The organism is Zobellia sp. B3R18, from assembly GCF_018860715.1.
Taxonomy (GTDB): domain Bacteria; phylum Bacteroidota; class Bacteroidia; order Flavobacteriales; family Flavobacteriaceae; genus Zobellia; species Zobellia russellii.
Map to the genome: position 1 here is coordinate 60008 of NZ_JAHKQG010000003.1, position 24230 is coordinate 84237.

At 39.7% G+C, this 24230-nt stretch carries 21 protein-coding genes; 12 read left to right on the plus strand and 9 right to left on the minus strand.

The genetic code is table 11. The annotated features are described in order from the left end of the window. Positions 1 to 20 precede the first annotated feature (20 nt). Entirely contained in the window at positions 21 to 827 is an 807-nt protein-coding gene (locus KO513_RS01250; RefSeq protein ID WP_215911938.1) for a DUF1853 family protein, read from the minus strand. Positions 828 to 979: 152 nt separating this feature from the next. Between KO513_RS01250 and KO513_RS01255 the strand changes: the two genes are divergently transcribed. From KO513_RS01255 to KO513_RS01265, 3 genes are all read left to right on the plus strand, one after another. Beyond that, a complete protein-coding gene (locus tag KO513_RS01255) occupies positions 980 to 2377 on the plus strand; it encodes a Gfo/Idh/MocA family protein (RefSeq protein WP_215911939.1) in 1398 nt (465 codons plus the stop codon). 119 nt (positions 2378 to 2496) lie between these two features. Beyond that, entirely contained in the window at positions 2497 to 3654 is a 1158-nt protein-coding gene (locus KO513_RS01260; protein WP_215911940.1) for a vWA domain-containing protein, read from the plus strand. A gap of 63 nt (positions 3655 to 3717) precedes the next feature. Next, entirely contained in the window at positions 3718 to 5187 is a 1470-nt protein-coding gene (locus tag KO513_RS01265) for an AAA family ATPase (protein WP_215911941.1), read from the plus strand. Positions 5188 to 5261: 74 nt separating this feature from the next. Here the strand turns inward: KO513_RS01265 and KO513_RS01270 are convergent, their stop codons facing one another. Continuing rightward, positions 5262 to 6626 (minus strand): Kelch repeat-containing protein, encoded by a 1365-nt coding sequence (locus KO513_RS01270; RefSeq protein WP_215911942.1) that lies wholly within the window; start codon positions 6624 to 6626, stop codon positions 5262 to 5264. Between the two features lie 314 nt (positions 6627 to 6940). On the opposite strand from KO513_RS01270, the gene KO513_RS01275 reads away from it, so the two are divergent. The 4 genes from KO513_RS01275 (at position 6941) to KO513_RS01290 (ending at position 12327) form a co-directional block, all read left to right on the plus strand. Further along, a complete protein-coding gene (locus KO513_RS01275; RefSeq protein WP_215911943.1) occupies positions 6941 to 9259 on the plus strand; it encodes a chondroitinase-B domain-containing protein in 2319 nt (772 codons plus the stop codon). 32 nt (positions 9260 to 9291) lie between these two features. Further along, positions 9292 to 10350 (plus strand): polysaccharide lyase family 7 protein, encoded by a 1059-nt coding sequence (locus tag KO513_RS01280; protein ID WP_215911944.1) that lies wholly within the window; start codon positions 9292 to 9294, stop codon positions 10348 to 10350. Positions 10351 to 10423: 73 nt separating this feature from the next. Next, positions 10424 to 11545 (plus strand): polysaccharide lyase family 7 protein, encoded by a 1122-nt coding sequence (locus KO513_RS01285; RefSeq protein ID WP_215911945.1) that lies wholly within the window; start codon positions 10424 to 10426, stop codon positions 11543 to 11545. A gap of 11 nt (positions 11546 to 11556) precedes the next feature. After that, positions 11557 to 12327, plus strand: coding sequence for an SDR family NAD(P)-dependent oxidoreductase (locus tag KO513_RS01290; RefSeq protein ID WP_215911946.1), 771 nt, complete (start codon positions 11557 to 11559; stop codon positions 12325 to 12327). Positions 12328 to 12439: 112 nt separating this feature from the next. Here the strand turns inward: KO513_RS01290 and KO513_RS01295 are convergent, their stop codons facing one another. Together KO513_RS01295 and KO513_RS01300 are read right to left on the minus strand one after the other, a co-directional pair. Next, the gene (locus tag KO513_RS01295) at positions 12440 to 13933 is read right to left on the minus strand and encodes a sensor histidine kinase (RefSeq protein ID WP_215911947.1); all 1494 of its coding nucleotides are present in this window, start codon (positions 13931 to 13933) and stop codon (positions 12440 to 12442) included. Further along, a complete protein-coding gene (locus tag KO513_RS01300; RefSeq protein WP_215911948.1) occupies positions 13930 to 14628 on the minus strand; it encodes a response regulator transcription factor in 699 nt (232 codons plus the stop codon). The genes KO513_RS01295 and KO513_RS01300 overlap by 4 nt, the downstream gene beginning before the upstream one ends. Positions 14629 to 14866: 238 nt before the next feature. Here KO513_RS01300 and KO513_RS01305 point away from each other — a divergent pair, with 238 nt between their 5' ends. After that, positions 14867 to 17230 carry a T9SS type A sorting domain-containing protein gene (locus tag KO513_RS01305; RefSeq protein WP_215911949.1) on the plus strand — a complete coding sequence of 788 codons (2364 nt, stop codon included), beginning with the start codon at positions 14867 to 14869 and terminating at the stop codon, positions 17228 to 17230. A 103-nt stretch (positions 17231 to 17333) separates the two neighbouring features. On the opposite strand, the gene KO513_RS01310 is transcribed toward KO513_RS01305, so the two are convergent. Both KO513_RS01310 and KO513_RS01315 read right to left on the minus strand, forming a co-directional pair. Beyond that, positions 17334 to 17816 carry a hypothetical protein gene (locus tag KO513_RS01310; protein WP_215911950.1) on the minus strand — a complete coding sequence of 161 codons (483 nt, stop codon included), beginning with the start codon at positions 17814 to 17816 and terminating at the stop codon, positions 17334 to 17336. 201 nt (positions 17817 to 18017) lie between these two features. Then, positions 18018 to 18455, minus strand: a complete 438-nt coding sequence (locus KO513_RS01315) for a hypothetical protein (RefSeq protein WP_215911951.1) — start codon at positions 18453 to 18455, stop codon at positions 18018 to 18020. Positions 18456 to 18529: 74 nt separating this feature from the next. On the opposite strand from KO513_RS01315, the gene KO513_RS01320 reads away from it, so the two are divergent. From KO513_RS01320 to KO513_RS01330, 3 genes are all read left to right on the plus strand, one after another. Next, positions 18530 to 19327 carry a tRNA pseudouridine synthase A gene (locus KO513_RS01320; RefSeq protein ID WP_215911952.1) on the plus strand — a complete coding sequence of 266 codons (798 nt, stop codon included), beginning with the start codon at positions 18530 to 18532 and terminating at the stop codon, positions 19325 to 19327. A 40-nt stretch (positions 19328 to 19367) separates the two neighbouring features. Then, positions 19368 to 20459 (plus strand): magnesium/cobalt transporter CorA, encoded by a 1092-nt coding sequence (gene corA, locus KO513_RS01325; protein WP_215440245.1) that lies wholly within the window; start codon positions 19368 to 19370, stop codon positions 20457 to 20459. A gap of 74 nt (positions 20460 to 20533) precedes the next feature. After that, positions 20534 to 21331 (plus strand): alpha/beta hydrolase, encoded by a 798-nt coding sequence (locus tag KO513_RS01330; protein ID WP_215911953.1) that lies wholly within the window; start codon positions 20534 to 20536, stop codon positions 21329 to 21331. An 18-nt stretch (positions 21332 to 21349) separates the two neighbouring features. Here the strand turns inward: KO513_RS01330 and cysM are convergent, their stop codons facing one another. Both cysM and epsC read right to left on the minus strand, forming a co-directional pair. Further along, positions 21350 to 22234 (minus strand): cysteine synthase CysM, encoded by an 885-nt coding sequence (cysM, locus tag KO513_RS01335; protein ID WP_215911954.1) that lies wholly within the window; start codon positions 22232 to 22234, stop codon positions 21350 to 21352. Continuing rightward, positions 22224 to 23018, minus strand: a complete 795-nt coding sequence (epsC, locus tag KO513_RS01340) for a serine O-acetyltransferase EpsC (protein WP_215440251.1) — start codon at positions 23016 to 23018, stop codon at positions 22224 to 22226. The genes cysM and epsC overlap by 11 nt, the downstream gene beginning before the upstream one ends. Before the next feature lie 93 nt (positions 23019 to 23111). On the opposite strand from epsC, the gene KO513_RS01345 reads away from it, so the two are divergent. Continuing rightward, positions 23112 to 23792 (plus strand): DUF2461 domain-containing protein, encoded by a 681-nt coding sequence (locus tag KO513_RS01345; protein WP_215440252.1) that lies wholly within the window; start codon positions 23112 to 23114, stop codon positions 23790 to 23792. On the opposite strand, the gene KO513_RS01350 is transcribed toward KO513_RS01345, so the two are convergent. Then, positions 23784 to 24191 carry a glyoxalase gene (locus KO513_RS01350; protein ID WP_215911955.1) on the minus strand — a complete coding sequence of 136 codons (408 nt, stop codon included), beginning with the start codon at positions 24189 to 24191 and terminating at the stop codon, positions 23784 to 23786. The genes KO513_RS01345 and KO513_RS01350 overlap by 9 nt on opposite strands. Positions 24192 to 24230: the final 39 nt, after the last annotated feature.

Consider the following 24230-nt stretch of genomic DNA (forward strand, 5'->3'; position numbering starts at 1 on the left):
TACTAACTACTAACTACTAACTACCACCACACCACGAAAAATTTTTCAAATTCAGTATTTGTTTTTTTCATCCATAGCATGGGGGCATTTTGGTTCAGGGTTCGTAGGTTTACGTCCATCAAAGTTTCAAAATGAGATGAATATCTTACATTTTTGTGTGGAGTAACGACCCATTCGGATTTGCTGGGTATATAGTATTTGTACTTTTTATAATCACCATTTTCAAAGTCCTCGAACCTTAACCAATAGCCGTAGATGCAATCTCTATTTAGAGGAGTAATGTCTACATGGGCATTAGTATGGGGCATAAAGAGTTGGGCTTTGTAACAGGCTTGGTGCGTTATATCGTCATGGTTAATTTGATTTTCGGATAACGTTCTAATTCCATTTGTAGAGTGCAAAAGAGGAAACTGCTTGTCCCTGATTTTTTCCATTTTGGTAAAGAACATATCCCTACGGTTGGGACCTATTAACCGGTGTATGGGTTCTGATATGCTTGGGTCAATGATATAGAACTTATAAGTCAATTCAACATGTAGGAGTCTTTCCGTTTCTCTATGCTTTAGTATAAAATCAATTTCACCAATGGTACGGTTTTCCTCTTTTACAGCTTTGTTATGAAGAACAAGGTCGTATGTGTTATTTCTGACGAGCAATTGGGTGAAAACATGTTCCATTTGGTGACCCAAACGTAATTTTTTTGAAATGGGTTTTGGTAGAAACCGTTTCATATGAAGCTCAGGGAAAACAAACTGTTCTATACCAAATTGTTCACCTGTCCACAGTGGTGGTGTTTCTAAAAAGCCAAGACATTGTTCTTTTATCATCTTACACGAAGGTATGATCTCTTTGTGGGTTGTCAAAAAAATAATGCATCATTGTAAGACTATGTTAATAGCAGAGGCGAGCGTGTTTAAGTTCCCTAAAACTTCTTTATATTGTAGTTTCATTTCAACAACAACTCACAAAACAAACACAAATGAATTCCAACAGAAGAAACTTCCTAAAAAAAACGTCATTGGTAGGAGCTGGTATTGCCCTAACCCCAAATATTTCAAAAGCTAACTTTTTAGGAACGGAACGGCCTTTTTCTGCACAATATATGGGAGGTTTTAAAGCTCCTAAATTGGATAAGGTACGTTTCGCGTTTATAGGTGTAGGGGCAAGAGGTTCAGGTCATGTGGCACAAATTGCCGCGATTGAAGGCACTGAAGTGGTTGCCATTTCAGATCTTTATGAAGATTGGGCCAAAAAATCTGCAGATGTCTGTAAAGAGGCAGGAAAGGGACAGCGACACAAAAAAGTAAAACTGTATACCAATGGGGAGAACGATTGGAAAAAAATGCTAGAAGAACAAAAACCGGACGCAGTTATTATAGCAACACCTTGGGGTTTGCATGCGCCAATGGCCATTGCAGCCATGAATGCCGGTAGCCACGCCTTTGTAGAAGTCCCATTGGCCTTGACTTTAAAAGAAATGTGGGATATAGTTGACACTTCCGAAAAGACAAAGAAGCATTGTATGATGATGGAGAATGTTAACTACGGTAGAGATGAACTATTGTACTTGAACATGTGTCGCGAAGGGGCTATAGGCGAACTTTTACACGGAGAGGCAGCTTATATTCACGAGTTACGTTTTCAAATGAATGAGGTAGACCGTGGTACGGGTTCTTGGAGAACACCGCATTATGCACACAGAAACGGAAACCTTTACCCAACGCATGGTTTAGGGCCTGTGGCGCAATACATGAATATTGGTCGGACTGATGATAACTTTAAATTCATCAATGCTTTTTCATCGCCTACCAAAGGAAGGCAATTATATGCTGAAAAGAACTTTCCTGTAGACCACAAATGGAACAAACTGGATTATAAAGGAGGAGATATCAATACATCCATTATAAAAACGGATTTAGGTAGAACTATTATGGTGCAATGGGATGAAACTAGTCCACGACCATACACCCGCCATAACATGATTCAAGGAACAAAAGGTACTTTGGCAGGTTTCCCAACCCGTGTGGCCTTGGAAGGTGGGGTTGAAGGTGCTACGGAAGACCACCATCATTGGGCACAAGGTGATGCCTTGGCAAAAATCTATGAAAAATACGAACATCCTTTGTACAAGCGAGTAGGTGATCTAGCCACTAAAATGGGCGGTCACGGCGGAATGGACTTTATGATGTTGTTCCGTATTGTAGAGTGTTTAAGAAATGGGGAGCCTTTAGACCAGAATGTGTACGAGGGTTGCTTATGGAGTGCGGTTTCTCCTTTAAGTGAGACTTCCGTTGCTGCAAATGGAGCACCACAGGAATTCCCGGATTTCACCCGCGGTGCTTGGAAGACTACGACGCCATTAGGAATCATCAGTTAAAAAGACCATTTCTTTACAAAATAGCAAAACAGCAATGCTTTGTGAAAGGCAATAGCCCATAACCGTTAACATTTCCTAAAAAGGGAGGTGTTGACGGTTTTATTAACTAATTTTATAGTATGGCTATGAACACAAGAAAAGGGTTTCGGTTTTCAACCTATGAAGCACCGGAACAAACTCCTTTTGAAAAACTTTTTGATATTTTTCAGGAACTCATTACCCATACATCGGGAGATTTTGATGAGGCCATTGATTGGTTGCGTGAACTGGATAAGGAGTATGAGCTAACAGATGATGAATATACGATTGATGATTTCATAGAGGAGTTAAAAGCAAAAGGATACATTCAAGAAGAATTTGACGATGATGCTGCAGGTGGAGAAGGGGAAGAAGGCGATGAAAACGGCAGAAAGGGAAATATTTCCATTACCGCTAAAATGGAACGCTTGATTCGCCAACGTGCGCTAGACCAGATTTTCGGTAAAATTAAACGTAGCGGCTCAGGTAACCACAAAACCGGAAAATCCGGTCAAGGAGATGAGCATACGGGTGATTTAAGAGAATACCGTTATGGTGATGGTTTAGAACATATTTCAATGACGGAGAGCCTTAAAAATGCCCAGATCAACCATGGTATGGGTAGCTTCACTTTAAACGAAGATGATTTAGTAGTTGAGGATACGCAACACAAGGCACAGATGAGTACGGTGTTAATGATAGACATTAGTCATAGTATGATTTTGTACGGCGAGGACCGTATTACACCAGCTAAAAAAGTAGCGATGGCACTAGCGGAGCTCATTACTACACGCTATCCAAAAGACACCTTGGATATTCTGGTTTTTGGTAACGATGCTTGGCCCATACCTATAAAGGACCTTCCGTATCTGAAAGTTGGACCCTATCATACTAACACGGTAGCGGGACTTCAATTGGCAATGGATATGCTACGCAGGAAGCGTAATACCAATAAACAGATTTTTATGATTACGGACGGAAAGCCTAGTTGCTTGCGGCTACCTGATGGAACATATTATAAGAATAGCGTAGGTCTGGATGACTATATTGTTGAGAAGTGCTATAATATGGCACGCCAGGCTAGAAAATTACATATTCCTATTACCACGTTTATGATAGCCCAAGATGCTTATTTAATGCAGTTTATTCGCCACTTTACGGAAGCGAACAAAGGCAAGGCATTTTTTACCGGGTTAAAAGGTTTGGGTGAAATGATTTTTGAAGATTACGAAGCGAATAGAAAAAAACGATTGAAATAAGATAGACCAATTCCTCTTCATTTCAGACGGACTTGATTTTAAAAGAAAAAGAGATTGCTATATATGAAATTAGATAACAAGAAAATAAAAACACTTGGCGAGTTAAAAGAAGCTTGCTATAAAGTAAAAAGTGTTAAGGACGAATTACGTGACAATCTTATTCAAAGGATAAAAAAAGGAGAAGAAACTTTTCCTGGAGTTTGGGGATATGAAGATTCCGTTATTCCAGAGTTGGAGCGAGCTATTTTATCTAGGCATAATATTAACTTACTAGGTTTACGGGGACAAGCTAAAACACGTTTGGCTCACTTAATGGTCAATCTTTTGGACGAGTATATCCCTGTGGTAGAAGGTTCGGAAATTAACGATGATCCGCTTAAGCCCATGTCAAGATACGCCATGGAATTGATAAAGGAAAAAGGGAATGATACCCCAATTTCTTGGTTGCACAGAGATGCTCGTTTTGCTGAAAAACTAGCAACACCAGATGTTACCGTAGCCGATTTAATTGGCGATGTAGACCCCATTAAAGCGGCAAACCTGAAGTTATCCTATGCAGATGACAGGGTTATTCATTTTGGAATGATCCCACGGGCCAACAGATGTATTTTTGTAATTAATGAATTACCGGATTTACAAGCTAGAATTCAAGTTTCACTTTTTAATATATTGGAGGAAGGAGATATACAGATTCGTGGGTTTAAATTGAGGCTGCCGTTGGATATTCAATTTGTGTTTACGGCAAACCCTGAAGATTATACCAATAGAGGAAGTATCGTTACCCCACTTAAGGATAGGATTGGCTCACAAATATTAACGCACTATCCGGATGATATTGAAACCGCTAGAAAAATTACTGAACAGGAGGCGAAATTAGATTCGCGCCAAACGGATTCAATTTATGTGCCGGACTTGGCCAAGGATCTTTTAGAGCAAATTATTTTTGAAGCAAGGGATAGCGAGTACGTAGATGCAAAAAGCGGTGTCAGTGCAAGAACAAGTATAACCGCGTTTGAAAATCTTTTGAGTACAGCGGAAAGAAGGGCCTTAGTAACTGATGCCGATAAAACCATGGTACGTTTGAGTGATTTTATGGGTATTATTCCGGCCATTACCGGTAAGATTGAATTGGTTTATGAGGGGGAGCAAGAAGGTGCTGATGGCGTAGCCGAAATATTGATAGATGATGCGGTAAAAAGTTTGTTCCCTAAATATTTCCCGGCCATAAACAAGTTGGAAAGAAAGGATGCAAAAACTCCTTATGATGATTTGTTAAGTTGGTTTTTTCAAGGAGAAGGTTTTGAACTTCTAGATGAATTTACAGATGAAGAATATAAAAGAACCTTAGATAGTATTCCTGAACTTAGCCAGTTGATAAAAGAACATCAACCTGATTTTCCTAAAGAAGATATGTACTTTTTAAAGGAATTGGTTTTATGGGGGTTGGTATCACATAAGAAACTTAGCAAAAACAGATTTGCAGAAGGATACCAATTCAAGGACCTTTACGGAAGTTATATAGACGGGTTGTAGAAATTCACAATCCTAATAAAAGTAAAAAGCCCCTGCATATTTTAAAGGGGCTTTTTCATTGTCATAAAATGTAGTTACTCAATGACCCAAATATCATTGTAATGAGTTCTACTTGAATCTTCTTTGTTAATATTCAATCCTCCAGAAATAAGTATTTTATTCTCAAAAACTACAGAGGCATGTCCCATTCTTGGTTGGTATAAGTCATTGGTAGTTAACTTATTCCATTCGCTACCGTTTTCGGAATACCAAACGTCTGCAAATGTGGTAAGCTCTTGCTCGGTAGTTTCTTCATTCGTTACCGCTTGCCAACCTCCAATGACCCACATTTTGTGGTCATAGATTAATGAGGAATGATTGGCACGAATTTCAAATACAGATTCTGTAGTTACTTCTGTCCAGTTTACACCGTCTGTAGACGTGTAAATGTCATTGTAAAACAGTGGTGAAAAACCCTTTACGGCAGTTCCTCCCATAACATACATCTTACCATCAAACACTACGGTAGTATGGTCTGTACGTGGAGAAAATTGAGCACTTTCGGTAGCTTGATTCCAAGTAGCTCCATCTTCGGAATACCACACGTCGTTCATTTGCTCAGAACCTTTGTTACCGCCAATTACCCAAAGCTTATCATCATAAACAACTGTTGTATGTCCTTCTCTAGAACCGAATGCACCAACATTTTCGTTTCGCACCCAGTCTTTTCCGTTCGTAGAAGACCAAATATCACTAAAACCACCACCTATTATCCAAAATTTTTCTTTGAATACAATAGCAGTGTGATTGTTTTTGCTAAAAAAGTCAAAAGGATTTTCTACTTCTAACAGCCAATTTTCACCATCAATAGAGGACCACACATCCTTGAAGCCAGACGAGTCGTTTCCTCCACCGATCATCCAAAGTTTCCCATTAAATTCAGTAATGCTATGATTTCTTCTGGAACTAAACCCGGCATTAGCAGTCAAAGCCGATTCGGAAAAAGATAGACCTTTAGTACTAAAGCTAAAAGTTTGTGCGCTTTCCGTTGCGCCTCCGTTAGTATCACTAGCAACAACTTTCCAGTAGTAAACCTTATTTTTTTCTAAACCTTCAACAATATTAAATTCTGGAGTTGTAAGGTTTTCTGCAAGAATACTTTGCGGTGTTTCTTCTTCGTCTAAAAGAAGAGTATATGTAATATCATCTCCATCAGAATCAATAGCTGCTGACCAAGATAGTGTAGGGTTTAGGCCAACATCGGCCGTGCCATCTTCTAACATGGTTAGACTAAAAGAATCCGGAGCGGCATTTTCAGGTTGTTGTTCTTCTTCCTTTGGCTGTTCTTCCTCTGATTGTTCTGTTTCCTTTTCGGGGATTTCTAACGGTAAATCGTCATCGGAACAGGCATTAAGGGCGACTAAGGAGATGCCGATTAAAAAGAAATTTTTAAAAGTCATAATAGGGGTTTTTAAGTTCAACAACATAACTGTGGTGGTATAGTAATATTGCAGTGGTTCAATGCGATTAGACCAAGTGTTCATTATTCTAGATTTAGGTCGTGTTTACAATCCAGAAGAAAATTTTAGCAAGTTAAAGTCTGTGATATTTCTATTTAATAAAGGCGATAGTCTGTAAATAATTTGTTTGGTATGATTAAATGATTATATTTGGTAAACCAGTTTGGTAAACCAATTGAAAATTGCAGCTTAACACTGTGCATTCTCAACAATGTAAAGTATCCAATTGAACTACATCTCAACACATCTGAATAATGAAAACTAACCTGATAATCATAAGTGCAGCGCTTTTATTTCTCTCTTTTTCACAACCCCCAAAACAAGAAGGGGCTTACGTAAAAGATATTATAGAACTCCATAAGGCAATAGGCAATGCAGGTCCTGGTGACGAAATTATCATGGCCAATGGAGATTGGAACAATGTTCAAATCCGTTTTGTGGGTTACGGAAAAGAAAATGCGCCAATTACCTTACGTGCCGAAACAGCAGGTAAAGTGGTTATTGGCGGAAAATCCGATTTAAAACTGGGCGGAGATTATCTCGTTGTTAGTGGTTTAAACTTTGTTAATGGTTCATCTCCTTCTGATGCGGTCATTGAATTTGCCATTAGTGAAGATACGGTGGCCAATCATTCTCGGGTTACAAATTCCGTGATTCTGGATTTTAATAAGTCCCAAAAAAACCAGACAGATCTCTGGGTTCTATTTAAAGGGAGACATAATGAGTTGGATCATTGTTATATAGCGGGTAAATCCAATAGAGGACCTACTGTACGGATTGATCTTGCAGGGAATAACAGTATAAAGAATTACCATAAGATACACCATAACTATTTTGGGCCTAGACCTCCTAAGGGTGGTCCTAGTGCAGAAACCATACAGCTTGGCAATAGTTTTACCTCCATGGCGCCTAGTTATACCCTTGTTGAAAACAATTTTTTTGATAAATGTAATGGTGAAGTAGAGATTATTTCCAGTAAATCAAATTTTAACGAGTTCAGGAATAATGTCTTCTATAAAAGTGAAGGCTCATTGGTAACGAGACACGGGAACTACTGTATTGTTGACGGCAACTACTTTATAGGTGATGCGGATTCTGAGCAAATTGGGGGCGTACGTTTAATTGGTACGGGACATTGGGTAACGAATAATTACTTCTACAACCTAAAAGGAAAAACATTTAGGAGTCCACTTGCTGTAATGAACGGTATTCCAAAATCACCACTTAACAGGTACATACAGGTAACCGATGTGGTAGTGGCCTATAATACTTGGGTAGATTGCGATTCACCATTACAGTTTGGGGTAGGTTCCAATATTGATCAGAAAGATATTTTGCCTGCTTCTGAAATAAGGTCCGAGAGGCCTATTAGGACCATTGTTGCCAATAACCTTATTTATAATAGCACGGGGGATGAACAGCCGGTCGTGGCCCATGACTCATTAGATGGAATAAATTTTAAAAGCAATCTTATAGATAATCAAGGGGTTTCGTTTAAGAAAATTCCTGGCATTAAAACTAAAGATTTTGCCGTTTCAGAATTAGAAAAAAACATATGGATTCCTAAAAGTGACTTAACCGATTCAGAACTTTATAATGGTTTTGAGTTCGATTTAATTAAGACCGACCTTTTTGGTAATTCTCGAAAGGAGGTAAACTCGGTAGGAGCCGTAGTTAAAGCACCTGCTGAAAAGCCAAATCTTATGGATGTATCTCAATATGGTCCAGATTGGTATCCAGCTAAATCTTCAAAAAAGGCTTCGCCTAAAACCTATTCAGTAAGTTCAACGGCCAAGTTGGTCAACGCCATTCAGAATGCGAAAAATGGAGACACCATAGTATTGACTTCCGCTAAGTACAAAGTGAAAACGTCTTTAAAGATTGATAAACTTCTCACGATAAAATCTACGGATGCCAATAAGAAAGCGACTATCCATTACGCGGGCGCACCGGAAACCCCGGCATTTGAGATGAATCCTAAAGGCGAATTGACTCTAAAAGGAGTGGTTCTAAAAGGAACAAAAACTCAATATGCTTTTGCCGGTTTAAAGAATAATATGTCCAGTTTGTACAACCTAACTATAGTTGATTCCGAAATATCTGATTTTGACTTTGTTTTAAAGGCTTACAAGCATTCTTTCTCGGAGTATATTCAACTGAAATCTACGGTTATCAAAAATTGTAATAACGGTTTGGAACTGTCCGAGGAAACAGATGATAAAGGTGAATACAGTGCAGAGAATATTGTTATTGCCAATTGCACGTTTAAAGGAGTGGATAAAAATGTAGTGGATTATTACAGAGGAGGATATGATGAATCTACTGTTGGGGGTAACCTTGTAGTCACCAATAACAGTTTTACTCAATGTGGAGCCAAAGAAGAAGATGGAATTTTATTGAATACTTACGGTATTATAAATGTGGAAATTTCAGGGAATACTTTTGCAGATAACCCGGTAAAGTTTGTTGCCCGCTTGTGGGGCGCCAAAAACAATACCCATTCCAACAACGATATTAAAAATTCAGGAGAGCTGATTGTAGAAGAAAACCTTCCGCTTAAACTCATGTATTAATTAATCTCAATTAGAAAAATATCAATTCATAAATGAAAAAATCAGTAATTACGGTAGTCATGGTTTTAGCGCTGATCGGGTGTAAAAACAACTCCAAGTCTACCTCTTCAAATAGTTTGGAGCCCACAGTTTCAACTGAAAATAAAATAAAATACCCGAGTGATGTAATACCGTTTATGGAAGAATGGAAAATTCTTTTAGGTGATGGCACTCGCTCCGAAGAACTTTTAAATTTTGAAAAAAAAGATTTTTTCTATGTTGAGAATGAAGGTGTAACGGATTGGGTAGTCTATAAAACCCCAAACTCTGGGGTAACTTCACGCACATCTAGCAATACACGAACTGAATTGGGACAAAAGAAACACTGGATTCCCGAGACAGGAGGTAAACTAACCGGAACGCTTAAAGTGCAACATGTTTCTACTTCAGGAGACGCTAGGGTTGCTGCGTCTTACTCCGTAGTAGTGGGGCAGATTCATAGTGATGAGGGTCATGAGAACGAGCCTATCAAAATCTTTTATAAGAAATTTCCGGGGCATACCAAGGGGTCCGTTTTTTGGAACTATGAAATAAACACCAAAGGAGATAATTCAAAACGATGGGATTATTCTACGGCAGTTTGGGGTAATGATATGTCCGTTGTTGGAGCTACGGCTACTTCATATCCAGAGGAGCCAAAAGACGGTATTGCACTGGGCGAAGAATTCAGTTATGAAATAAACGTCTACAAAGGTATAATGTACCTTACTTTTTCCAGTGATGGGCATGAGACGGTAAAATTCACGAAAAACTTATTGGAATCCGATTTCACTAAAAAATCAGATATTCCCGAACAAATAAGAGCCTTGTACGCGTCTATTGGTAGGGACGGAGTAGAGCGCGAAAATGCTTATACCGGAGAAATACAGTATTTCAAACAAGGTGCTTACAACCAAACTAATGGTAAAAACCCTGAAGACAACATGGTTTGGAGTACCGGTTCCGAAACTTACGGAGGAGATATTGCCAAACAATATGAAAATGGCTGTTATGCAGAGGTTTGGTTCAAGGTAGCAACTGTGGGAGCAGGAACACCTCCCCAAAAAGAATAAACGGTAAAGCGCCAAAGTAAATTTTAAAACTCAGCTTAGACCGAAAAATAGAAGTAAAATCAAATCACAAGAAATGAATACAAAAAAAACAGTCTCTCTAACAACGTTTTTAGTCTTTAGTTTTTTTCTAATACTTAGCAGTTGTAAAACCGAAACAAAAAAGAAGGACACTGAAGGTGCACCTGATACGGGTAAAAAGGAAGAAACAAAGACAGTTTACGCAAGTGATGTGATTCCATTTTTTGATGATTGGAAATTGATTTTGGGTAATGGTTCAAATGTGGGACATGCCAACAACTTTGAGAATAAGGATTTCTTCTTTACTACAAATGATGGCACCAATGAATGGGTGGTTTTTAAAACACCCAATGGGGGCAACACCCATGGAACTTCAAACAACACCAGAACGGAATTGGCGCAAGTAAAAAAATGGTACCCCAAAACCGCAAATGATAAGCTGACCGCAACTTTAAAAGTAATGAATGTCTCTGCTACCGGTGATGCTAGAGTTGCGGCCACCCATGCTGTTGTGGTAGGTCAAATTCATAGTGCCGATGCACATGAGAACGAACCGCTCAAAATATTCTATAAGAAATTTCCGGGCCATACAAAAGGTTCTGTCTTTTGGCATTATGAAATAAATACGGCTGGAGAAGACAATTCAACTAGGTGGGACTATTCAACTGCCGTTTGGGGCAATGATTTTTCCGTTGTGGGCACAGATGCAAGTACTTATCCTGAAGAACCTAAGGAGGGTATTGCTTTGGGAGAGGAGTTTAGCTATGAAGTTGAAGTTGTTAACGGTATCATGAACTTAACCTTTACAAGTAAGGGCCATGAAACCAAAACATTTACCAAAAACTTAATCGAATCCGAATATACAACCACTGCGGATATACCGGAGCAAACTCAAAAATTATTTGTGCCAATTGGCCAAGATGGGGTGGAACGTAAAGAAGCGTATACAGGCGAAGGTTGTTTCTTTAAACTAGGCGCTTACAATCAGACTAATGGAAAGTCTCCCGAGGTGAACAAAAACTGGTGTTCTGGAGCAGAAACTCATGGTGGTGATGTCCAAAAACAATATGCGGACGGTAACTATGCCGAGGTGTGGTTTAAAACTGCAAGTATAACTGTAAGTGACAATGCTGTTTCTAATGAAGGCTACTTTGCCAAAAACGATAAAATCAAATAGTAAAAAATAGAATGGGGAAGAATACAAAATTAACCGGTAAGAATGTGCTGATAACAGCTGGTGCACAAGGAATAGGAGAATCCATAACCCAACACTTTATTGATAGTGGCGCCAATGTTGCCATTCATTATTTTTCTAGTGCTGATACCGCCAATAAGTTGGTTGAATACGCAACTGCGAAAGGCCAAAAAGCAGTGGCTATATCAGGAGATTTAACTAAGGAGGCCGATGCAAATACTCTTGTTGGGAAAACGGTAGAAGTACTTGGCGGTCTTGATATATTGGTCAATAATGCCGGCTCACTTGTAGCACGTAAAATGCTGGGTGAAATGGAGGCCGAATTTTGGAACGAGGTAATGGATATTAACCTTACATCTATGATGTTCGTAACGAGGGCTGCAGCACCATATCTTGCTAAAAACGATAACAGTAGCATTGTTAATTTGGCTTCGCTCGCAGGACGAAAAGGAGGGCATCCGGGGTCATTAGTCTATTCAACAAGTAAGGGAGCAATTTTAACTTTTACCCGTGCATTATCTTCGGAATTAGGCCCACAAGGCATTCGGGTCAATGCGGTGGCTCCTGGGCTTATTTTAGGAACTTCCTTTCACAATACCCATACGACCAAAGAGTCGGCAGCAGAAACCGTTGCCGGTATTCCAATTCAACGCGCCGGTAATGCCGCTGATGTAGCACGGGCGGTTACCTATTTAGCATCTGAGTACGATGGTTTTATAACCGGAGCAACACTGGATATTAATGGAGGGGTATACAATATGTAGGCCCTATTAACTACGGATTATATATTCATGAAAGCAATTTCTTGAGCATTTGGGTTTTTGACCACTTTACTCAAGAAATTGCGATATGAATTTTTAGGTAATCGGTTAAGAGTTAAACCTGATAAGCAGGAAGATTGAAGATAAAAGAACTTCCTTCTTTTGGTTTACTCAAAACGGTGATGGTAGTATCATGCAGATCCATGATTTTTTTAACGATTGCCAAACCAAGTCCATATCCTTGCTTTTTGGCGCTTTTGTCTACCTGTTTGTAACGGTCAAATATAAAAGGCTGCTCGTTTACGGCAATTCCTGTACCAGTATCCGTAATATTTATCTCTACGTTTTTTCCTTTCTTTTGGAGTGATAAGGTCACTTTACCTTTGGCTTGAGTATATTTTAAGGCATTTTCTATTAAGTTCTGCAGAGCTCTTTCTACAAGGCTTACATCGGCATATACCATACAATTTTCTTCCGGATTGTCTAGTTGAAGGTCTATCTGTTTCTTTTCGGCCAAAACCTTGAACTTGGCTATCAGGTCATGGGAAAGTTCCGTAATGGAGAAGGGTTCTTTAACGGGAGTAACTTGCTCGGCTTCTAATTTAGAATACTCAAAAAGTTGGTTGATTAAGTTGGACAATTTATCTACGTTGTCATGCGTAATCTGCAGGTATTCTTGTTTTTGTTCCTCGGTTAAGGTTTCGTTTTTAATCTGTAGGGTTTCAATATACCCCTTTAGAATTGCCAAAGGTGTTCTAAGATCATGGGAAACATTGGCAATCAACTCCCTGCGCAATAAATCAACGGACTGCATTTTATCCATATTCCCAACAATACTATCTGCCATTTCATTAAATGATTTTGCAAAGACTTCAATATCCGAATTTTCAGGATTGGCAATTCTTGCCTGTAGATCTCCGTCATGAAATTTCCTGACCGTCTTTGTAATCAGGCGTAAATTCTTAGTTAAGAACCAAATGGCCAAAAGACCAATTATGAGCGAAAAAAGCATGGTGAGCATGGTAGCGCCAATGCCTAATTTGGTGAAATATTGACTCAAAAGGTTGTCGCTAACTTCTTGGAATTTTTTCCCGGCAAGTACAATATAGATATAGCCGTTCCTACCGTCTACGGAGTAGGGAGCTACGGAGAATATTTTTTTCTCTCCAGAATTCCTCGGGTCATCACCAAGTACAAAACGCTCTCCATTATTTTTAATGAAAAACTCTATTGGGGCCAATGAAACACTCTTTATGGAACTTTTATCTCCATGATCCAAAACCACGGAATACAGAACTTCGCCAGTTTCATTTAGCAGATAAACCTCAATGCCTTGGTTTACGGCCATCATGTCATGCATTAAGTCACCAAAAAGAGGTTTGTTAACGCTGCCATCTTCAAGAAACGGGGATGCGTCCTGAAATTTTTCGGCAATTACATGATGCGCAACATCTGCGTTAAGACGTTGTGTTGTTTCTTGGCTGTATTTATTGGCAAAGTAACCGGTAATGAATATGTAGGATGCCCCCATGAGTAATACAAGTAGGACAAAGGCCAACCAAAGTTTCTTGATCAGCTTGGGGGTCAAGGTTTTTTCTTTCTGGCTCATAATGAGATGTCTTCGTTAAATTTATAGCCTACGCCCCAAGTCGTAAGAATATAGGTAGGATTTGCCATATCTGATTCGATTTTGGCACGTAAACGGTTAATATGAGAATTCACCGTGTGTTCATAGCCCTCAAAGTTATAGCCCCAGATCATATTCAACAGTTCTGTCCTGGAATAGTTCCGTCCTGGGTTGGATGCCATAAGGACCAAAAGCTCAAATTCCTTGGGAGAGAGTTCAATTTTCTTGTCGTTCAACAGTACTTTTCTCTTATCGATATCTATAAAAAGGCCTTCGTACCCAATAGTTGCCGTATTCTCCTCTTTAACCTGTTGTGCATCTGTTCGCCGCATAACCGCTTTAATTCGCGCCAGCAACTCTCGTATACTAAATGGTTTTGTAATATAGTCATCCGCACCTATCTCTAGACCAAGTACACGGTCTATTTCTTCGGACTTGGCAGTAAGCATAATAACCGGAGTATTTTTTTCTGCTCTTAGTTTTTTACAGATTTCAACACCGTCCATGCTCGGGAGCGTAAGGTCTAGAAGTATTAGGTCATAATCATGTTTTAGGGCCATTAATAATCCTTGGGCACCATCCATGGCCTTGGAAGTCTTATAAATGAGATCGGTAAGGTGTATCTCTAACAATTTGATGATTTCTGGATCATCTTCTATAATCAATATTTCTTTCATAATTCAGAGTACGAATGAAGTTAAAAAGTATCACACAGTTATCACAGGATATTTAAAATAGATAAACGGTAAGGAAAAGCCCATAATCGTCTTTACAATCCTAATATTATTGATAACCTGAAGGTTAAGTCGTAAAAGTTCACAAAAGTATCACGGAATTAGAGAAAAAGTTTAGCATTTTGTGATTTCTCATATCAATATAACAATTAGTTTGGATACGAATTAAAAACACGTAATTATGGAAAGAAAATTACTTTTTTGTTTGAATGCGAACAACAGACCACGGGCATTGTCTTGGTCTGCACTTTTGCTAACGTTAGCAACTTTGTTGGTTGTACCTAATGTTTTAGCGAATGATATAGATACAGCATCTAATGGGGGAACAATTAGTGGAGGCCCGTTTGAATTCTGTGTAGGAGATGATTATCCGGACCATGTTTCTGGAGTTACGGTTAGCGAGAATAGTGGAGAAAATTCACAATGGGTAGTTACCGATGAAGCCGGGAAAATACTAGGACTTCCACCTAATCCCGAAGCTGTTAACTTTGATGTAGCTGGTGCTGGCACCTGTTTTATTTGGCATTTAAGTTATATGGATGGATTAAAAGGCCTGGAGGGCGGCATGAATGTTTCCGATTTAAAGGGTGATTATGATTTTTCCAATTCTATAGCTGTGTACCGAAACCAACCGGATGCAGGCACCTTAACAGGCGGACCTTTCGAATTCTATGTGGACGGTACCCCTGACATGGTCAGCGGGATAGCGGTCACGGGCAAGCGCTCGGGCAAGAACAGTACGTTCGTTATCACGGACGAGGAAGGCAAGATACTCGGCATTCCACCATCTTTAACGGCCGTAGAAGGAGTGGACTTCGATGGAGCGGGAGCGGGCACCTGTTACATCTGGCACTTGCGCTACGAGGACGGACTGCAAGGTGCAGAAATGGGGCTCAACGCCAATGACCTTGTTGGGTGCTACGACCTGTCCAACCCTATTGAAGTGGTGCGCAAGGAGAAAACGATGGTAGAAGCAGGCGAGCTTTCCGGGGGTCCTTTCTATTTCTGTGTAGACGGCACGGAGGATATGGTCTCGGGAATTACCTTGGGCGGCGATGCCATGGGAAGCAACAGTTCGTTCGTAATTACGGACGATACGGGCAAGATATTGGGACTTCCGCCAACACCGGAAGCAGTTGAAGGCGTAAACTTTGACGGTGCCGGGGCGGGTACCTGTTATATCTGGTACCTGAGATATGAGGACGGACTTGAAGGCGCCGAAATGGGTATGAACGCACACGAGCTGAAAGGCAACTTTGACCTGTCCAACCCCATTAAAGTAGTACGAACGGAAACGGATGCAGGCACCTTAACGGGCGGACCTTTCGAGTTCTATGTGGACGGTACCCCTGATATGGTCAGCGGAATAGCGGTCACGGGCAAGCGCTCGGGCAAGAACAGTACGTTCGTTATCACGGACGATGAAGGCAAGATACTCGGCATCCCACCATCCTTAACGGCCGTGGAGGGAGTGGACTTCGATGGAGCGGGAGCGGGCACCTGTTACATCTGGCATTTGCGCTACGAGGACGGACTGCAAGGTGCGGAAATGGGACTCAACACCAATGACCTTGTTGGGTGCTACGACCTATCCAACCCTATTGAAGTGGTGCGCAAGGAGAAAACGATGGTAGAAGCAGGCGAGCTTTCCGGGGGTCCTTTCTATTTCTGTGTAGACGGCACGGAGGACATGGTCTCGGGAATTACCCTGGGCGGCGATGCCATGGGAAGCAACAGTTCGTTCGTAATTACGGACGATACGGGCAAGATATTGGGACTTCCTCCAACACTGGAAGCTGTTGAAGGCGTAAACTTTGACGGTGCCGGAGCGGGTACCTGTTATATCTGGTACCTGAGATATGAGGACGGACTTGAAGGTGCCGAAATGGGTATGAACGCGCACGAGCTGAAAGGCAATTTTGACCTGTCCAACCCCATTAAGGTAGTACGCACGGAAACGGATGCGGGAACCTTAACTGGCGGACCTTTCGAGTTCTATGTGGACGGTACCCCCGACATGGTCAGCGGGATAGCGGTCACGGGCAAGCGCTCGGGCAAGAACAGTACGTTCGTTATCACGGACGAGGAAGGCAAGATACTCGGCATCCCACCCTCATTGAAAGCAGTGGAAGGAGTGGATTTCGATGGAGCGGGAGCGGGTACCTGTTACATCTGGCACTTGCGCTACGAGGACGGACTGCAAGGTGCGGAAATGGGACTCAACGCCAATGACCTTGTTGGGTGCTACGACCTATCCAACCCTATTGAAGTGGTGCGTAAGGAGGCTCCAATAGTTGAAACAACATCAAAAGCATACCCTATTCCTGCCTTAGATGTATTGAATGTTTCGTTACCGGATTTTACTTCTAGAAGCGTAGATGTTTCATTGTTCGATACGGCGGGAAACCCTGTTAAAAGAGGAGTAAGTCAAGTAGAGGATAAGAAAATAGCTTTTAATGTGCAATCGGTGCCGGGAGGTTTATACCTTCTACGAATTAGCCAGCCAAATGGTAAGACGTTTACAAAGAAGATTGTAATCAAATAACCATTATGATTGCCATTAAATTTTGAACACTTTAGAACTGTTCAGAAAAAAGAAACCCCGTTGAAAAACGGGGTTTTGTGTTTCTATAAAAATAGTTTGGTCGTTATTCCCAAGAATCTATGTGTTGGTTCATGTCGTCAAAAACGTATGGCCCCACCATATCCCTACGGTATTTAATAGCAAGTAAGGTAAGACCTAATAATAGTACGTGTAATAGAAAAATCAATATTCCAACCGGAAAAAAACTTGCAGGAATAATATGGTTTTCAAAATCAGAATAACTGGTAAGAATATATAAAGATTCAAAAGTCTTAAAAACGTATACGGCAAAAACAACATACAAAATGTATTCTATATTTCTCATTTGAGGGTCGGTCAGCTCGTCTTCTTTAATTTTAAACCACAGCACGTATAAAAAAGTAATGTGGGATAACGTCAACAACGGAAAAATGTAGTTATTGGGTTTAAAGAGGTGAAAAGTGTTGGTGTATAGGCCGTAAAAACTAAATATAATCAAGACAGCTATAACGGCAATAGAAATGTGAATTGTTCTTTTCCAGGGGAATATTCTTAAAATGAACTTCATAAAAAGTTGTTTTCCAGAGGTTGGGGGTTAAAAATAGGAGACTAAAAAACGTCTTTTTTCCTACTTTATTCAAAAAAATCGTTAAAACGCAGCATGCTTTGTTCATCTCAATAAAAACAACAGTTTTCAATTAAGCATTAAGGGGTTACAACCTGTAATTTACGAATGCTGTTCTGACGTAATTAACTCTTGCTTACAATATTATGAAATCCACCCTTTAGAAGCACTAGATTTTGCAAATAAATAAAGTGCGATACTTACAACAATAATCATTATTGGTAGGTATATGGCACTAGGCCCGTAAACTTCAAAAGTATTGCTCAAGAAAAACTGATACACATTTTGAGCCAGCACGCCAATTAACGAGAGTAGCAGAAAAGTTTTTGCCCATTTTTTTCGTAGCAATAGAGCTATACATCCTAGTGCACCCGCCCAAACGGCAATGGCATAAGCAGACGTAACCCATATGGGCCTTGACTCATAAAGTAGTCTTTGGTCTTGTGTTAGTTTTCCTAAGTCTTCTACACTCATAAATGCTTCCATTAAATAGGCGGAGACGCCCATTAGGTTCCACAAAAGAGCAATTACGCTGATTATCCAAAACCACGCCGGTGGTCTAATTTCTGTATTTAAAGTCATTTTTGGTGGTTTTAAAAGGTTGTTCATTACAAAATACAAAAAAAATAGTAGCTTGGTCTTAAAGAGAAAATTGCATGCAAGTTGCCCGTTATTGTTATTTGGTACGTCTACAATATTTAGGTTTCCGCTATAGCGGATGGCAAAAACAACCTGGTCAAAAAACAATAGAGGCCATGTTGACCAAAACCTTAAAGTTTGTATTACCTGCGCAAAAGTTTAAAATTTTAGGAGCTGGCCGTACGGATGCTAAAGTTTCGGCGCTGTCTATGGTCTTTGAGTTGTTCATAGAGGATGAGCCAATAGTTCATAAGGATGAGTTTTTGGAAATCTTTAATAGAAACCTACCACCGGACCTAAGGGTAATGACCATTACGGAAACGGATAGCTCCTTTAATATAATTCAGGATGCCAAAGTAAAGGAGTATGTGTACCTTTTTTCCCATGGGGAAAAAAACCACCCTTTCTGCGCTCCATTTTTGGCTAATATCTTGGATAAGTTGGATATTGATATAATGAAAAAGGGCGCGAAATTATTTGAAGGAAGTCACAATTTTAAAGTGTATACGGCAAGACTTCAGGAGAACACAAAAACCGAACGTACCATAATTTCTTGTGAGTTAAAAGAGAATGAACTGTTACAAGCCAATTTTTTTCCTGCCCAGAGCTATGCACTGAATGTAGAAGGAAAAGGCTTTATGCGTTACCAAATCCGTATGATGATGGGCGCGCTAATTCAGTTAGGTAGAGGGGATTTATCCTTAGCGGATATAAAAGATTCGTTGCAACCGGATAGCGGAATAAAACTTACGTATGTAGCACCGGGTTCGGGGCTGCTTTTGCACGATTTGCAGTTTTCAAATCATAAAATATAGTTGTACGCTTCTTAGTATATTTATAAAAATAAATCCGTTCATGGCGAAACGAAAAAGGTCAGGGAAAATACTTCCCAAGAAAACATCAAAATTTCAGAAGAAAATGGGCAAGGCCCCAGGAACTATTACCTATATGGGGCGTAGGGAAGGAGGAACCAGCGAAGTTAATATTTTGGAATACAATGAAAACGTCTATAATGAACATATTCCCGGAGATATTGATGCCATTGTAGCACAGAAAGAATTACCGGAAATTTCATGGATAGATATTGTAGGTATTAGTGACGAAGCATTTATTGATAGAGTAGGTAAACGTTTTGGGCTCAACCCCTTGGTTCTTGAGGATATTGTAAACACCCACCAGCGGCCCAAAATAGATGAATATGAAAATTACATCTTTGGAGTGTTCAAAATGCTTTATATCAATGACGAAAATCAAATTGTCTATGAACACGTTGCCATGGTGCTTTTAGACAATTGCGTTCTTGTTTTTCAAGAAATGCAGGACGATGTTTTTAAAGGAGTACGCCAGCGTATTACCAATAAGTCCGGAAGAATTAGAACGCGAGGAGCAGATTATCTATTCTTTGCACTTTTAGATGCCATAGTAGATAACTATTTCGTGGTTTTGGAGCACATGAACCACAGAATAGAGAGTTTAGAAGAAATCGTATACGATAATCCCACACCTGAAATAGCTCACGAAATCCAACAAATAAAGAAAGAAGTGCTAAAAATAAGACGCTGGATCTTTCCTGTAAAAGAATTGGTCAGTAGGTTGATCGATACTGAAAATCCTTTGATTACAAAAGATACAAAAGTATTCTTAAGGGATGCTTTGGACCATTCCTTAGAAATAAACGAGAGCATTCAGATTTATCGTGAGATGTCTATGAGCCTTATGGAAATGTACATGAGCAACATGAGTAATAAAATGAACGAAGTTATGAAGGTACTTACCATTATGGCTTCAATCTTCATTCCATTAACGTTCATTGCCGGTATTTATGGGATGAACTTTGACCATATGCCAGAACTACACTATAAAAACGGATATTACTACGTTTGGGGAGTTATGATTGTCCTCTTTATTGGTATGATGGTTTATTTTAAAAGGAAAAATTGGTTGTGATAGCGTTAACCACATTCAATTGCATATTTGTATTTTTCCAGAAATAAAAGGTAGTTATAAAAATTCTGTAGTTCATGCGAAGATTAAAAAAATGGGGCATTATACTTGTAATCGTATACGTTTTAATAGCCTTTTTGGCGTACACTTATCAAGAACGATTGGTTTTCTTCCCTTCTAAAATGCCTCTTAATCATACCTTCGATTTTTGTCAGGATTTTGAGGAATTCAATTTAACTACGGATGATGGTGCTAAACTGAATGCCGTTCATATTAAGCAAGATAGCAGTAAAGGTTTAATTCTTTACTTCCATGGAAACTCTGGAAATATATCGCATCTTATTCACGTAGCTAATCTCTTTTCAGCAAAGGGCTACGAATCCATTTTGGTAGATTACAGAACTTATGGTAAGAGCACGGGTAAGGTAAGTGAGCCGGCATTGTACAAAGATGCTCAGTTATTCTATGACTATGCCAAACAACGGTATCAAGAAAAGGAGATTATACTGTACGGGCGCTCTTTTGGTACGGGAATAGCCACATGGTTGGCTTCTGAAAACGAACCCGAAAAACTAGTTTTGGAATCTCCCTTTTATAGTGCGGTGGCACTGGGTAAGCATCGCTTTCCGTTTTTACCCATAGATTGGTTGTCAAACTTCAGGTTTCCGTCCAATGAATATATAAAACAGGTTGAATGTCCCATTTATATTTTCCATGGAAAAGAAGACAACGTAATTCCTTATGAGTCAGCGGAAAAACTCTTTGCCGCCATTCCAGGTAATAACAAAGAGTTTTTTAGTATAGCAAACGCGGGACATAATTATCTGCAAGACTTTAAAGTCTTTAAAGAAGGTATGAACAAGGTTTTGGATTAGTGTTCAATCCTGAATATCCTAATCAAATAAGTCCGAAGAAAGGTAGCGGTCTCCCCGATCACAGACAATAGAAACTATGACGCCACTGTCAAGTGTTTCGGCCAATCTTAATGCAGCTGCGGCTGCGCCGCCACTGCTCATACCTGAAAATATACCTTCTTCCTTAGCTAGTCTTACGGCCATTTGTTTGGCTTCTTCCTGACTCACCTCAATGGTTTGGTCTACCTTTTTTGCATCAAAAATTTTGGGTAAATATTCTTTCGGCCATTTTCTAATGCCCGGTATACTAGAGTTATCCGTAGGTTGAACGCCTACAATCTGAATATCCTTATTTTTTTCCTTCAAAAAAGTAGAAGTACCCATAATGGTTCCTGTAGTGCCCATAGCCGAAACAAAATGAGTGACTTTTGCATCCGTGTCTCTCCAAATTTCGGGACCGGTAGAATGGTAATGTGCCTTCCAGTTATCATTATTGGAAAACTGGTTGATCATTACATAACCTTCGTTCTTAACCTTGGCTTCGGCATAATCCCTAGCACCTTCAATACCAACATCGGCAGGGGTAAGGGTTACCTTTGCGCCATAGGCCTTCATGGTTTGTACGCGCTCAATGGTGCTTTTTTCCGGCATTACCAGCTCAATGTCCAGACCATAGATTCCTGCAATCATGGCAAGAGCAATGCCTGTATTACCACTGGTTGCTTCGATCAATTTGGAATTTTTATCAAAATCACCACGTTCAAGTCCGTTTTTTATCATGTTGTATGCAGCACGATCTTTAACGCTACCACCCGGGTTGTGCCCTTCCATTTTAAAATATAGCTTAACATTGGGGTTCTTGTTCAATACTTTCGATTCTACCAATGGGGTATTACCGATAAGATCTAGAATACTATGAGACATGCGGAAGTGTTTTTATTTTTATTTCAGGTGTGTGAAAAACAGTTGAATTAGGAGGTACCGATGCTGTTAACCAAGCATTACCCCCAATAATGGAATTCTCACCAATGATAGTTTCGCCGCCCAATATGGTGGCGTTTGCGTAAATGGTAACGTTATTTTCAATGGTCGGGTGTCTTTTTGTGCTTTGTAAGTGTTTGGCAACATAAAGACCGCCCAAGGTAACTCCTTGGTATATTTTTACGTGGTCTTTGATTATGGCCGTTTCGCCAATTACTACACCCGTGCCATGATCAATATGAAACGAATTACCTATTTGCGCCCCAGGATTGATATCTACACCGGTTTGTCTATGTGCATATTCTGTCATTAGTCTGGGAACCAAAGGAAAACCTTCGGAATATAGCTCATGTGCCAAACGATAGATGGCAATGGCATAAAACCCCGGATACGCCATATATACTTCCTCGACGGACAATGAAGCGGGATCACAATTAACGGTAGCTTCGGCATCAAGATTCAACCTTTGTAATATACTGGGCAACTTGGCTACATAGTTTTCCCAGACTTTTTTACAGGGTTTATTGGTATCCCAGCAGGCCAAATCCACAACATCGTCAAACAGGAGTTCTAGTTTGTCAAGATTTTTTTCCACGGGCGTATCAATGTCAAAGAGGGTGTAGAAGAGTAAATTTGTAAATTCTTCAACCTTCTCTTTAAGCTTGTACCTTAAATTGGGTTGTTTCTTGTGCTTGTTTATTTTATCAATAATAGAGGTATGGTCCATATGTTTTTGCTGAAAGGGCTAAATTACTCATAAATCTAAAAGACGATTTCCTAAAAAGGTTAACTTTATCTAAAATAACAACATTTAGGTCGTATGTTAGATCCCATAATTACGAAAGAAACACTTAGTTTTTTAATTGAGCTTAAAAATAATAATAACAGAGAATGGTTTACTGAAAATAAAGTAGAATTTAAACGTCATGAACAGAATGTAAAAGGTTTTTTTGATGCCGTAGCGGGTAAATTGGGTACTCATGATGAGATTGAAAGGGTAAAGATGTTCCGTATTTATAGGGATGTACGTTTTTCTAAGGACAAAACCCCTTACAAAGCCCACCTTGCAGGTTCTTTTTCACGTGCAGGAGCTCAGCGTCGTGGCGGCTATTATCTACATATAGAACCTGGCAAGTCTTTTCTGGCCACTGGTTTTTGGAACCCGAACAAGGAAGATTTACTCCGTATCCGGAAAGAATTGGAGCAAGACGCATCTGAGCTTAGGGAAATCATGGATCAGGAAGATTTTAAGACCATTTGGGGACAACTTGAAGGCGATGAATTAAAAACAGCGCCTAAAGGGTTTGATAAGGAGCATATGGACATCGACTTGATTAAGAAAAAACAATATATTTTCACCAAAAATTTTACGGATAAGCAAGTGCTCTCAGCAGGCTTTGCTGATGACGTTAATGAATCGTACAGGGCGATTAGGCCCTTTTTTGATTTCATGAGCGATGTGCTTACAACTAATTTAAATGGAGAATCGCTCTTAAATTAGAACGGGCTCTTCAAAAAGTTGTATTTGATCTTTTAGTCGATCAATCACCATGTTCATCATTCGTTTGTTCAAGGCAGAGGAGTTTTTAATGTAAATTTCATACTCTTCCACGGTAAAATGCCCGATTACAATTCCCTTTAATGAATTGCGGAACTTAATGTCTTTCTGAATGGCGTTTTCAATGAACTCAAAACGTTTTTCTAAAGAAAGCTCGTAAAAACTGTTCTTGTGCTTGGCTATGTAGTTCTTGAAAACGGCTATAAAAATGGCGTTCTGCAGTTTTAAAATAGGACGAAAAGTTAGGTTTTGAAACCTTTCGTTTTCGCTCATGTCATCTGTAATTTTTGCAGTGGGAATTTCGGGACGAATACGTAAAAGACTGTGAGATCGATCGCTCATAATACAGGTTTTTATAAAGGTAAGGATAAAGAGGTCTAG